10 protein-coding genes are annotated in these 12,216 nt (G+C 59.4%); 2 read left to right on the top strand and 8 right to left on the bottom strand.

Features of this window, described 5'->3' with window-relative positions; genetic code table 11:
• The 5 genes from dnaE to rfbD all read right to left on the bottom strand — a co-directional run bounded on the left by dnaE (position 1) and on the right by rfbD (position 7,076).
• A complete protein-coding gene (gene dnaE / locus G449_RS0100170) occupies positions 1-3,489 on the bottom strand; it encodes a DNA polymerase III subunit alpha (protein ID WP_022657283.1) in 3,489 nt (1,162 codons plus the stop codon).
• A 183-nt stretch (positions 3,490-3,672) separates the two neighbouring features.
• Entirely contained in the window at positions 3,673-4,170 is a 498-nt protein-coding gene (locus G449_RS0100165) for a hypothetical protein (protein WP_022657282.1), read from the bottom strand.
• Positions 4,167-4,961: an HD domain-containing protein gene (locus G449_RS0100160; protein WP_022657281.1), complete on the bottom strand. Its 795-nt coding sequence runs from the start codon at positions 4,959-4,961 to the stop codon at positions 4,167-4,169. Before G449_RS0100160 ends, G449_RS0100165 begins: the two co-directional genes overlap by 4 nt.
• 67 nt (positions 4,962-5,028) lie before the next feature.
• The gene (locus tag G449_RS15250) at positions 5,029-6,192 is read right to left on the bottom strand and encodes a DUF3179 domain-containing protein (RefSeq protein WP_245559791.1); all 1,164 of its coding nucleotides are present in this window, start codon (positions 6,190-6,192) and stop codon (positions 5,029-5,031) included.
• Entirely contained in the window at positions 6,189-7,076 is an 888-nt protein-coding gene (gene rfbD / locus G449_RS0100150; protein WP_022657280.1) for a dTDP-4-dehydrorhamnose reductase, read from the bottom strand. Before rfbD ends, G449_RS15250 begins: the two co-directional genes overlap by 4 nt.
• Positions 7,077-7,272: 196 nt before the next feature.
• Here rfbD and G449_RS0100145 point away from each other — a divergent pair, with 196 nt between their 5' ends.
• Together G449_RS0100145 and G449_RS0100140 are read left to right on the top strand one after the other, a co-directional pair.
• The gene (locus G449_RS0100145) at positions 7,273-8,064 is read left to right on the top strand and encodes a sirohydrochlorin cobaltochelatase (RefSeq protein WP_027180562.1); all 792 of its coding nucleotides are present in this window, start codon (positions 7,273-7,275) and stop codon (positions 8,062-8,064) included.
• A 63-nt stretch (positions 8,065-8,127) separates the two neighbouring features.
• Positions 8,128-8,907: a hypothetical protein gene (locus G449_RS0100140; protein ID WP_245559790.1), complete on the top strand. Its 780-nt coding sequence runs from the start codon at positions 8,128-8,130 to the stop codon at positions 8,905-8,907.
• A 385-nt stretch (positions 8,908-9,292) separates the two neighbouring features.
• Here the strand turns inward: G449_RS0100140 and G449_RS0100130 are convergent, their stop codons facing one another.
• From G449_RS0100130 to G449_RS0100120, 3 genes are all read right to left on the bottom strand, one after another.
• Entirely contained in the window at positions 9,293-9,988 is a 696-nt protein-coding gene (locus tag G449_RS0100130) for a Crp/Fnr family transcriptional regulator (RefSeq protein ID WP_022657276.1), read from the bottom strand.
• Between the two features lie 88 nt (positions 9,989-10,076).
• Complete coding sequence (locus G449_RS0100125; RefSeq protein WP_022657275.1) at positions 10,077-10,406, bottom strand: 4Fe-4S dicluster domain-containing protein; 330 nt, start codon at positions 10,404-10,406, stop codon at positions 10,077-10,079.
• 15 nt (positions 10,407-10,421) lie between these two features.
• Positions 10,422-12,194 (bottom strand): adenylyl-sulfate reductase subunit alpha, encoded by a 1,773-nt coding sequence (locus tag G449_RS0100120; RefSeq protein ID WP_022657274.1) that lies wholly within the window; start codon positions 12,192-12,194, stop codon positions 10,422-10,424.
• Between the last annotated feature and the right edge of the window lie 22 nt (positions 12,195-12,216).

Raw genomic sequence — 12,216 nt, 5'->3', positions numbered from 1 at the left:
TTATGAAGCCCAGGCGGCAAGAGCTTTATCCAGATCCGGCCCGGGGCGTACTTTCAGAGTGTTGTCGAGGTGCAGGATGCACACGTGCCCATCAAGAAAAACCTGGGCATGCGCTTCCACCGGGCCGGGGAATTTTTCCAGAAGGTTGCGCAGAGCCAGCATGTCTTCGCGCCCAAGGCGGTGCTGCGGTATCTGCACGCATATGGGGGTGTCGCTTTGCCCGCAGGCTTCGGCCAGCGAGCGGGCGGTCTGGCCCAGCAGCTTGATTTCGCGCGGGCCTTCGTCAGCTTCTTCATCCATATCGCCGTTGTCGCCGTTGTCTGCCTGACTGTCGAGGCGCGCCACCAGGCAGATGGGCTGTTCTGAACGTAAAAGATCGCGGCATTCGGCGTAAGTGCGTGGAAAAAATGTCACTTCGGCGTGGCCTGTGAGGTCTTCAATACCCACAAAGGCCATGCGCTCGCCCTTGGACTTTGTCAGCACTTCCTTGACGCTGACCACCAGCGCCGCGCAGCGGATTTCCGCACCGGGGAACAGTTCGCGCGCGTCTTCCAGCGTAGTGAGCCCCAGGCGGCGAATTTCGCGTATGAATGGCTGGAGCGGGTGGCTGGTCAAAAAGAAGCCCAGGGCTTCCTTTTCTGCCCGCAGTTTGTCATCGTCCGCCATTTCGGGCAACGAGGCTTCGGGGCAGTCAAGGCCTATGCCGGGCTGGGGTGCGCTTTCCACAACCGGAGCCATGGAGAGCAGCGAAACCTGATTGGATGTTTTGTCCTTGGCCTTTTTCTGCGCGCGGGCAACCACAATTTCAATGGCAGCCAGCATGGCGGCGCGGGGTACGCCAAAGCAGTCGCACGCGCCGCCTTTGACCAGCGATTCAAGCACGCGCTTGGTAACCTTGCGCAGGTTTACCCGGCAGCACATGTCAAACAGCGAGGCAAATTCGCCGCCTTCGGCCCTGGCTTCCACAATTTCGCGTATGGCTTCATCGCCCACGTTCTTGATGCCGCCAAGGCCAAAGACCACCTTTCCGCCATGAGCCGTAAACTCGCGCAGACTCTGGTTTACAGAGGCCTGCACCACATTGATGCCCATGTCTTTGCAGCACGAGACATACTTGAGCAGTTTGTCCTGATTGCCCATTTCCGAGGTGAGCAGGGCGGCCATGAACTCGACCTTGTAGTGAACCTTGAGGTAGGCCGTGTAGTACGAAATGAGGGCATAGGCGGCGGAGTGCGACTTGTTGAAGCCGTATTCGGCGAACTTTTCCATCAAGTCGAAAATTTCGTTGGCCTTGTCCTTGTCGATGTTGTTCTTTTCCGCGCCGGTAACAAAGTTGACGCGTTCCTTGGCCATGGCTTCGGCTTTCTTTTTGCCCATGGCGCGGCGCAGCAGGTCGGCCCCGCCAAGCGTATAGCTGGCGATGATCTGGGCGATCTGCATGACCTGTTCCTGATAGACGATGACGCCGTAGGTATCGCGCAGGCAGTCGGTGAGCGACTGGTGCGGATACACAACGGGCACCTGCCCGTGCTTGCGCTTGATGAATTCGTCCACCATGCCCGAACCGAGCGGGCCGGGCCGGTACAGGGCCAGCATGGCGATGACGTCTTCAAAGCACGAGGGTTTGAGCATGCGCAGATACTGCCGCATGCCCGAACTTTCCACCTGAAAAACGCCGTCCGTGTCGCCACGGGCGTAAAGCTCGTAGGTTTCGGTATCGGTAAGCGGCAGGTTGTCGAGGTCTGGCGGTTCGTTGCCCTGAAGGTTGATGTTGTCCAGGGTGTCCTGAATCAGGGTCATGGTTTTCAGGCCAAGAAAGTCGAACTTCACAAGCCCGGCTTTTTCCGTCATGGGGCCGTCAAACTGGGTCACAAGTTCGCCGCGTTTGCCCTGATACAGGGGGAGGTATTCCTCCATGGGCTTGTCTGAAACCACAAGCCCGGCGGCGTGGGTGGATGCGTGGCGGGCCAGGCCTTCAAGGCGGCGGGCCGTGTCCAGCAGATGTTTGACCTTGGGGTCGGAGTGGTAAATGTTTTCCAGCTCCGGCTCTGCCTCAAGGGCCTTTTTGATGGTCATCTTGAGGTCGGCGGGCACCAGTTTGGCGATGCGGTCAGTCTCCGCAAAGCTCATGCCCAGGGCGCGGCCCACGTCGCGCACAACGCCCTTGGCCTTCATGGTGCCGAAGGTGGTGATCTGCGCCACCGAGCCTTCTCCGTAGGTTTCCACCATGTGCTTGATGACCTCGACGCGGCGGCGTTCGCAAAAGTCCACGTCGATATCGGGCAGGGAGACGCGTTCGTTGTTCAGAAAGCGTTCAAACAGCAAATTGTAGGGGATGGGGTCAAGGTTGGTGATGCGCAAAGCCCACGCCACCAGCGAACCGGCGGCGGAACCACGCCCAGGCCCCACGGGAACATTGTGGTTTTTTGCCCAGTTGATGAATTCCTGCACGATGAGGAAGTAACCGGGAAAACCCATTTCAAGGATAACACGCAGTTCGTACTGCAAGCGGTCCCGGTAGAGCTGAACATCAATGGTGTCTCTGTCGGGGTGTTTTTCCAGCCGTTTTTCCAGCCCTTCTTCTGCCAGCCGCCGAAATTCGGAATCAAGGCTGGCCCCTTCCGGCAGCTTGTACACAGGGAAGTAGTGGTGGCCGAAGTCCAGCTCCACATTGCACTGCTCGGCAATGCGCATGGTGTTGGCCAGGGCTTCGGGCACGTGGGCAAAGGGTTTTTCCATCTCTTCGATGGACTTGTAGTACAGCTCATGGGTGCCAAAGCGCATGCGCTTGGGGTCGTCCATGGTAGTTTGCGTCTGAATGCAGAGCAGCACTTCGTGGGCTTCGGCATCGTCAGCGGTGAGATAGTGGCAGTCGTTAGTGGCAACCAGCGGCACGCCCGTGGTTTCCGCCAGTTCCAGGAGGGCGTTGTTGGCCTTGGTCTGCTCCGGCAGGCCGTTGGACTGCAACTCAAGATAAAAACGGTCGGGGTAGATATCGGCGTATTCCCGCGTGAGGCTCAGGGCCTTGTCCATGTCGTCCGCAAGAATGGCGCGGGGGATTTCGCCCGCAATGCAGGCCGAAAGGCAGACAAGGCCTTCGGAATACTTGCGCAGCAGGGGTTTATCCACGCGGGGTTTGTAATAAAAACCCTCAAGGTAGCCCTGTGTGACCAGCTTGACCAGATTGTGGTAGCCCGTGGTGTTCTGGGCCAGCAGAATCAGGTGGTTGCGGCGGCGCGCCAAAGGCGAATCCGTGCTTTTATCCTTGTGGTCGTGGCAGACGTAAACCTCGCATCCAAAGATGGGTTTGACGCCGTAATCCTTGCAACCCTGATAAAAATAGGCCGCGCCAAAGAGGTTGCCGTGGTCGGTGATGGCGCAGGCGGGCATGCCGAAATCCTTGGCGCGGGCGCACAGATCCTTGATGCGGATGGCGCCGTCAAGCAGGCTGTATTCGGTATGGCAATGAAGATGGACAAAATCTGACATGAAAACTCCAGAAGCGGAAAAGGCGGGCGTTACCGGCGCAAAGGCCTGACAGGCGTGCGCCTGCGCAGGGTGCGGCAGCGCCAGAGCAGCTTATAGCACAGGCAGGGTGGGCCTTCAAGGCGGGGCCGTGAGGTCAGAAATGTGGGCTTGGCCGCGAGAGGCCGCGAGGGGAGGTTCAACGCCTCAGGCGCGCTGCAAATGCAGCAAAGTCGCAGCACCTGCAAAAATGGGGCGGCGCTTGTGCACCAGCGCATTGCATTGGTGCACAAGCCCCTCAATACCGCCCCTTTGAATAGAACTTGCTTGAGGTGCCCCGTCTGCCGCTGCTGTTCTGCGTGCTTTTGTCAGCGCCATGAGGCCGCGCGCCGCCAGCGTTGCGGGCAGCTCAAGGTTGCGTTCCGCCAGCTTGAAATCAGCTGCCAGGACTACTTCAGCGCTTTCAAGCGCGAGCCGCAGCAGGGCTTCTGCCTGCGCCGCAGGCAGATAAAACAGCGCAAAAGCCATGCGCACACAGGCCAGGGGGGCATGGCTGGCGCTTCGCAATGTCTGCACGTCAGGATTGAGCGGGGCATGCGCGTACGCATCCGGCCACGGCACACGCCGCGCCAGCGCCGCCTGCGGAAAAAATGCAGGGCAGGCAGGCAAAGCATCAAGGCTGGCTGCCGTAGGGGCATGCGTCACTGCGAGTTCTCCAGAATATGCAGCAGGCAGTCGCGGGCTTCGGCCTGCGGAACCGTGCCCGGCATACGGCGCAGCAAGTTTTCCGCATGCCCGTCCTCAAGAAATTTGCGGCGGCTTGAGACAAAGTGCAGATCAAAAAACCATGTCCCCAGCAGCAGGCGAAAATCGTTGACGCAGCGCAGGTCGGCATAGGCCGCCACTCGTTTTTCCTGCACCGCTTTGAGAACCGCCTCGCTGGCGATGGTGGGGTCGTCCGGCTGTTGCAGCACCACAGTGGGATTATACGGGGCTGGGCCGCTCAAGTGCTCGTCCATGATCCGCAGAATGTCCAGTTTGTCCGCATCACGCACCACATTGGTGACCAGAGCGATGTTCTCCGGCGTCTCCTTGGGCAGGGCAAAACGGTTGTGCATGCCCACCGCCGCCATGACCAGCTTGCGCATTTGCGGTGTCTCGCTGACGAGGCGGTGTTCGGCCTTGAGAACCCGCACGCCCATCTGCCCGTGATTGCACGATTCCCTGTCCCTGAACGTGTGATAGCGCAGATACTGCTCGAACCGGCCCACGTCATGGTACAGTGCTGCCAGCAGGCAGGCCCGCGCTGTCTGTGGGTCAAAGCCTTCGCCTTCAACGGTGTGCCGGGCATTTTCCAGCACTTCAAGGGAGTGCCGGAGTTTGAGATCCATGGGCGAGGCATCGCCCTGTTCCAGGGCTGTTTTGGCGGCGGCATATGCAGTAAACCACGCCAGATGCAAGGATATGTCGGCGGATGCTGTGACAGTGCAGTTCATGAGGAATCAAATACGCTCTGGTTTTACGCAATGCAAACGGCTTGACAGGGGCAGGTGGGCTGTGGGGTTATTCACCCGGAGGGGCTGGCGAGAGCAGCTTTTCAGGCACCTCGCCGGGGCCGGGGATGACCAGTGTTTCCGGATTCATGCTGTACCAGGCAAACCACATGGAATACGCGCCGTAAAACTGCGGCATGGACGCGCCCTTCATGTTGCCGTCAAGCGCCACGCCCGTGGCAGGATCCCACTGGCTGCGCGTGGTCAGATCCATGAGCTTGCCGTTCTGGGATATGAACAGGAATGGCTCGGCCCATATCTGGCGGTTAAAAAGACGCACCACCTCAAGGCCCCGGTCATAAACTGCCAGAAGGGCATTGGGCCCCACAAAAAAGTTCACGGCCCCTTTTTTGCGCACATAGCCTATGTCGATAGCCAACAGGTAGCCCTCATACTCAATGCACAGCATGGGCGTTTTGCGGGCAAAACGTTTGTCCATGCGCTCCACTGGATAAATGAGCCTGTCGTTATCGTAGTAGGTTCCCTTGCGCAGGTAGTTGCCGTAGGGATCGCGCCCGTAGGGTTTGTTGCCGTTAGGTTTGGCAAGCACCAAGGCATGGGGAAAGGTGCGCTTTGCAGCGCCCCAGGTTGTCCAGTATACGGGCACCATGGGCAGCCCACGGCCCAGCAGGGGGCCGTCAAAGGCCATGCCTGTTTCCTGTAGCCAGAGACTGCCGGAATTGCGGTCAATCAGAACGCTGTTGGCATCGTAGAGGCGGCCTTCCGTGTCAAAAATGAGATTCAGGCCCCCCATGGAAGAATCGTAGGCCATGAAGGTGCCGGTGGTGGGACAGTAGGTGATGGCATAGGCCTTGTCGTCCACGATTTCGTTGACAACCTGATGCCATACCATGATGCGTTGCGGGTAAACGCGCGCGCCCCCTTGCAACATGGCAATAAACACCACCTCGTCATCGCTGAGGCTCAGGTTTGCATCCTGAATGCGGTCATAGCGCGGGCGGTACAGGGAAGGGATTGAGCCGTATTTGACGCCTGTTTCAATCAGTTTGCCGTTGATGGCGGCAAGCTCCTGCAAGCTGCGCGGTCTGGCCTGGGCATCATTGGCATTCCAGAGCGCTGCGAGCGTGAGCAGCGTGAGGCCCGCCATGATCAGGCAAAGCGTGCGCAATGCGGGCAGGCTGGCTGAAAGCCGCGCAGGGCCAGAGCTTGTCACTGCGCCCCGCCTTTGCCGGTGTGCGCGGGCAGATACTCGCTGAAAACATAATCGCGCAGAGCCTGGGGCCACGGGCGAGGAGACTTGCCAAGAAAGGTGGCCAGCTTGCTGTTGTCCAGCGCGGAAAACACTGGCCTGCGGGCTTTTTGGGGCCATTCCGCCGAATCAATGGGCACAACCCGGCACGGGGCGCCAGCCAGAGAAACAGCCTCGCAAGCCAGATCACACCAGCTTGCCTGCCCGCCGTTTACCGCATGCCAGATGCCTGTGGCCCTTTTTTCCGCCAGAGCGATGCTCCAGTGCGCCAGATCAAGCGTATAGGTGGGAGAACCTGTCTGGTCATGCACCACGTTGATGGAATCGCGGCGCTGGCAGGCGGCAAGGATAGTATCCACAAAATTTTTGCGACCTGGGCCAAAAAGCCATGCCGTGCGTATGACGCACGACCTGTCGGGCAGTGTTTCCAGAACGGCCTTTTCACCTTCAAGCTTGGTGCTGGCGTACACAGAGGCCGGATGGGGCGTGTCTGTTTCTTTCCACGCGGTTTCTCCCGCGCCGGAAAAAATGAAGTCCGTGCTGAACTGCACAAGAAATCCGGCCCCCTGCGCCTTGAGGCAGCGCGCAATGGAGGCGGGCAAGGCGCGGTTGAGCTGGCAGGCTTCGTCCCTGTGGTCTTCGGCATCGTCAACAGCTGTCCAGGCCACAGTGTTGAACACCACATCCGCCTGCGCCTCTGCAATGGCAGTTTGCAGAAACGCCATGTCCAGCAGATTGCCGTTCTCGCGGCCAAGTGTTGCAACTTCCCACTCGCGGGCTTTGAGCACTCGCGTCAGGGCCTGGCCCAGAAGGCCAGTTGCCCCCCCAAGTACCAGAGCTTTTGCCATGCGACCCCCAATGTTTGCCCGCCAGCGCTGTGCTGGCGGTATCCAGGCCATTCTCCGGCACATTATCCTCGCATTGATGCCGGGGTCAATACAATACAGGCAGGTCAACATCAATTTCATACGAAGCCCCTTGGGCATTGCCAGCCGTAAGCGCCCTCCTTGCTTCAAGGTCGCAAGTGACGTACAAAAAACCCCCATGAGACACGCTATTCTTCTGGTCGCCTTTGGCGCAAGCAGCCCGCAGGGGCAGAACGCCCTCAAGGGGTTTGACGCCCTTGTGCGCCAGCGTTATCCCGGTATTCCGGTACGCTGGGCCTATACTTCGCTGCTCTTGCGCGAACGCATGGCGCAGGCCCGCCAGAAGAGCGATTCCGTGTTTAAGGCGGTTTGCCGTCTTGGGCTTGAGCGTTTTGAGGCAGTGGCGGTGCAGCCCTTGCAGACCATACCCGGTCAGGAGCATGGTGATGTGCGCGCTGCAGTTGAAGAAGCCGCCGAGCACGAGCACCTGCTTTGCCGGATTGGCGCGCCCCTGCTGGCCACAACGGACGATGTGCGCGCGACGGCGCGGGCGCTGGTGCGGCATCTGCCCGCCGAGCGCAGCGCGGATGAAGACGTGGTCTTTATGGGACACGGCGCGGAACACGAGGCGGTTGCCCGCTATGTGGATCTGGCCCGCGCCGTGCGCGAGCTTGACAGCCGCGTGCATGTGGGGGCCATGAACGGCGCTGTGACGCTTGAAAGTATTTTGCCCAATCTCGCTTCACGCCGGGTATGGCTTATGCCGCTTTTGTCGGTGGTGGGCCGTCATGCTCTGGAGGACATGGCGGGCGAGAACGGGCACAGTTGGCGCAGTCGCATTGAGGCCCAAGGGCACCAATGCCTGCCCGTGCTCATGGGGACGGCGGAATACGCCGATGTGGCTGAAATATGGCTGCGGCATCTTGAGGATGCCGTGCAATCCCTTGCTGCTGGCTGGGAGAAGAGGTGACGTATGCGCGGATTTTTGGCGGCTATACTGGTTTCAGGTTTGTTGTTGGGGGGGTGCGGCGCTATGGGAACGGGTGATACCGGCCCCAAAGAAAAAGTAAACCTTGCGGCTGGCGTGCAGAACGCCAAGGCCAACGCTTTTAATCCCTACTTGCGTACTTCCTTGCCCAACCTCCGCACGAACGATGCAGAGAGCCAGGCCATGCTGCAAAAAATGGGCGGGCGCGTTACGTCCATCGAGGGCGAGGCCGCCTATCGGCCCCAGTGGAAAAACGAGGTATATCCCGTATTTTTCGGCGAGCCCAAGGCACCTCACGAAGTTCTGGTGCTGCTTGATTTTGCCTCGCCGCAGAGTGAGAAGGTCTGGCATGCCGTGGCTGAGGCCAGCCGTTCGGTTTCGCCCCAGCAGTGCAAGGTGGCGGTTTTTGCCAACAGCAAGGAATACTACGGAACCGACCTCATGGGCATGGGCATCTGGATTTCTTACTCCCGCCCCGGTCAGGGCATGCCCTACATGACCTACGCGCTCTCGCGCTGGAACGAGATCAAGGCTGCCCAAAAGAAAAAAGGACACGTTGTGGCCTTTAACAACGAATACGATGCCACGGCGGAATCCTCTGACTTTCCCATCCACTACAGCTATATGAGCAAGCTGCGGCCTCCGGTGAACCCCGCCGAAGAACTGGCCGTGGGCAAATACTGCTACAATGCGGGCAATGTGAACCTGTATCAGGCCCAGCAGATCGCCCAGTATTTTGGCGTCAAAACCCTGCCTGCCGTGATTGTTGACGGCAACGTGCTGTCGTCCGTTTCTGCCAGCAGCATTCTCAAGGCAATGGAATAGCCCGCCTGACGCAAACATTCAGACCGCCTTTGGCCTTCTGAAACTACACGTATCATGCCACAAAGCCCGCTCGAAAGAGCGGGCTTTGTTTTTACCTTTCACGGACGGCAAAATCCGTTGCAGGGGCAGAAACCGGAATGGAGTGGAATGAAGAGGGCCGCAGGCAGCCACATAGGCACATGGCAGGCACTGGGTGCAGCCCTTGTTCTGGCTTACCATTTCCAGACAGGGCAGACTATAAGCTGCAAGATTATTGGGCCTGCTGCAATTTTTTTGGCTGGGCCGAATTTTTGGGCCGGATGTCTGTGCCTGATTTCTGGGCAAAACGTCCCATTAGTGTACCCGGTGCGCCCGGTCATGTGGTAGCGAGGGACAGAGGGCGCAGCTACAGCAGGTTGTGGTCGAGGCGGTAGATCATTTCAATGGGATTGAGCAGCACAATGCGTCTGCCCGAGCCAACAATAAGCCCTGCATTGCGAAACTGCTGCAAGGTTGCGCTGACGGTGGGCTGGGTGGAGCCGACCATGGAGGCCAGCTGCTCCTGAGGAATGCTCAGCGGGATTTCGCAGGGCTTGTTCCAGCCCTCGGTGGTGCGCAGCGTTTCGTAGGCCAGAGAAATGAGCAGGCTTGCCAGTCGGTTGGCCACGTCGCTGTTCTGGCGGCGCACCAGATCGCCCATCTGGCGCAGCCTTCGCCCAAGCAGGGTAATGACGCTGCGCGCCAGCGGGTAATGCTCCTGAAGCATGCTTTCAAAATCCTGCCGGTTGATGGCGTACAGCACGGATGCGCTGGCCGTCTGCGCGCTGGCCTTGCGCGGGGAAGTGTTCAGCACTTCTGAAATGCCGAATATTTCGCCCTTCATACGCAGCGAGAAGGTCATTTCCTTGCCTGCTCGGTCCATGCAGAAAATACGTATCAGGCCGGATTCTATATAAAAGCAGGAGTCTCCTGCGTCACCTTCAAGAAAGACCATCTCATTCTTGGACAGTTCAAGGCGCTGGGCGTTTTTCAGAAAGGCGCTCTTGGCCTCGTCAATGCCCTTGAAAAAGTCTTCCTTTTCCAGATGCCAGAATGTGTCCATGAATGCCCTTCCCTGTGTGATGCGCCAGCGTCCCGCCGTGCAGGAACAGCGGGACGCTGGCGACTATTTTCAATAATACTCCGCGCTATCAGGCCTTGTCCAGCCTGTTCACGTAACGGTAGGTCTGTTCCTGCCCGTTGATGTCGCGGCATTTCCAGATAATGAAGTTGGAGCCCATGATGGGGCGCAGCGTGGCCTTGAAGTAGCCCAGCTGGTAGGGCATCTTGATTTCAAGCGCGCCCGCGGGGCAGGCCTTGATGCAGGACATGCAGTCCCAGCAGTCGCGGGCGGCCCGCAAGTAGGCCTTGCCCGTGGCGGGATTCAGGGCCATGAGATCGCCGGGGCAGGTTTCTTCGCAATGGGTTTCTTCGCGCCCGTTACAGCCGTTGCATTTGTGCGTGTCGATTTTCGGCGGCATTGTCTTTCTCCTGACTTAGGGCTTGTACCTGTCGCCGGGCAGCAACTGCTCGTAGGGACGGGTAAAGGTTGTCATTTCTCCTGTGGCGGGATCGCGGCGCGACTCCACAAAGCAGTCAAAGTTCTCATCGTCGCGCTGGGGGTAGTCCGAGCGGGTCTGCCAGCCAGCCCAGCGGGTTTCTTTGCGGGCCTTGAGGTGGTGCACAACGGCTTCGGCCACGTCCACGCGGTCCATGGTTTCGTTGGCCTGCATGAGGTCGTGCAGATCCTTGGCTCGCAGGTGCTTGAACTGGCTTTGCAGAATCTTGATGTGCCAAAGTGCGTAATCAAGCTGCTGCTCGTTGACGCGATAAAACTGGCTGGAACCGCCAGCGTATTCATCCATGAGCCTTTGCAGGCGTTCCTTCATTTCCAGCGGGCTTACGCCTTCTTCTTCGCGCGTGAGCAGGGGAGCGTACACACGTTCCTTTTCCTGCGCGATCTGGACGGCATCAAGCTCCGGTGCATCGGTTACGGCCATGTAGGCCAGAGCGCCGCGCGCGGCCAGCTTGCCCTCGGCGCAGCAGCCGCCCACAAACTTGTTGGGGTTGCCGCCTGCGGTTTCGCCCGCTGCAAACAGGCCGGGCAGGGTTGTCATGCGTTCCATGTCGACCCAGTAGCCCCCGCCGGTGTGCCCGCCCATGATGTAGGGATCGGAACCGAAGATTTCGATGGGTTCCTTGGACGGATCTTGCCCACGGCTGGCAAGGAAGAGCACGAAGGAAGGCCGCTCGTTGAGGTAGTCTTCCATCATGGCCTTGGTTTTTTCCGGCGTCATGTTGGTGGTGTCGCAGAAGCAGGGGCCGCGACCAGCCAGCCATTCCTCCATGGGAGCGTTGGCGCGGATGTAGCGCGGGGCCGCATCGCCGCCAAGGCTTTCATAGCGGCTCATGACGCGCTCGCCCAGGGAGTTGATAATGGGCGCGCCATAGCCTACGGAGATGGTATCCACAGGGCCGCAAAAATCCTTGGTGCGCGTGGCGACCCAGCGCTGCTCAAGGCTGCTGAGCTCCGCGCCCTGGCGCAGGCCCATGGCGTAGCCGGAACCAACGCAGTAGGGGCACATCCAGATTTGCGAGCCGCTGTCGGTGGAGTCGGCGGTGTAGGATTTATAAAGCGTGCCCGCGCCGCCGGTGCTCACCACCGTGGCCCGTGCGCGGAACACGTAGAACTTGCCGTCGCGTACACTAAAACCCGTGGCCCCTGTGCAGCGCCCATTGTGCACCAGCAGAGCCGTTGCCGCCACGCGGTTGTACACATCCGCCCCCGTTTCAAGGGCTTTTTCAGCCATGATGGGCTTGAGCTGCTCGCCGTGGATGGAAATATCCCACTTGCCACGGTAGCGGATGTTGCCCTGCTCATCCCTGAGAATGGGCAGGCCCCAGCGCTCCAGGTCTTCAACGCATTCGTTGAGTTCCTGAGCGTTGGAGAGGGCCAGATCTTCGCGCAGAGGGCCGCCGCCCACCTGTGAGCGGCTCCAGCGCACGAGGTCTTCGGGCGTCTTGTTGGGCGGAATATAGGTGTTGATGGCGTCCATACCGGCAGAGCACGCGCCGGAACGCATGATGTCGGCCTTTTCCACAATAACGATCTTGGCTGCGGGGTTGAGACGCGCAGTTTCCGTTGCCACAAAGCAACCGGCATTGCCGCCGCCGATGATCAGCAGATCGGCGTTTACCTCGACGGTTTCAATGTCGTTCAGGCTGGTTGGCCGAAAATCGACCGCATGTGTTGTTTTTATGCGTGCCATAATGTCCTCTCGGGCAAAGGGT

The organism is Desulfovibrio desulfuricans DSM 642, from assembly GCF_000420465.1.
Classification (GTDB): domain Bacteria; phylum Desulfobacterota; class Desulfovibrionia; order Desulfovibrionales; family Desulfovibrionaceae; genus Desulfovibrio; species Desulfovibrio desulfuricans.
This window is presented reverse-complemented; position numbering and strand designations above follow the sequence as displayed.

Bases quoted from the DNA above. Each gene is read 5' to 3' on its own strand.
- G449_RS0100120 (WP_022657274.1), bottom strand. From the start codon at position 12,194: ATGGCACGCATAAAAACAACACATGCGGTCGATTTTCGGCCAACCAGC.
- dnaE (WP_022657283.1), bottom strand. From the start codon at position 3,489: ATGTCAGATTTTGTCCATCTTCATTGCCATACCGAATACAGCCTGCTT.
- G449_RS0100125 (WP_022657275.1), bottom strand. From the start codon at position 10,406: ATGCCGCCGAAAATCGACACGCACAAATGCAACGGCTGTAACGGGCGC.
- G449_RS0100140 (WP_245559790.1), top strand. From the start codon at position 8,128: ATGGGAACGGGTGATACCGGCCCCAAAGAAAAAGTAAACCTTGCGGCT.
- G449_RS0100130 (WP_022657276.1), bottom strand. From the start codon at position 9,988: ATGGACACATTCTGGCATCTGGAAAAGGAAGACTTTTTCAAGGGCATT.
- rfbD (WP_022657280.1), bottom strand. From the start codon at position 7,076: ATGGCAAAAGCTCTGGTACTTGGGGGGGCAACTGGCCTTCTGGGCCAG.
- G449_RS0100160 (WP_022657281.1), bottom strand. From the start codon at position 4,961: ATGAACTGCACTGTCACAGCATCCGCCGACATATCCTTGCATCTGGCG.
- G449_RS0100145 (WP_027180562.1), top strand. From the start codon at position 7,273: ATGAGACACGCTATTCTTCTGGTCGCCTTTGGCGCAAGCAGCCCGCAG.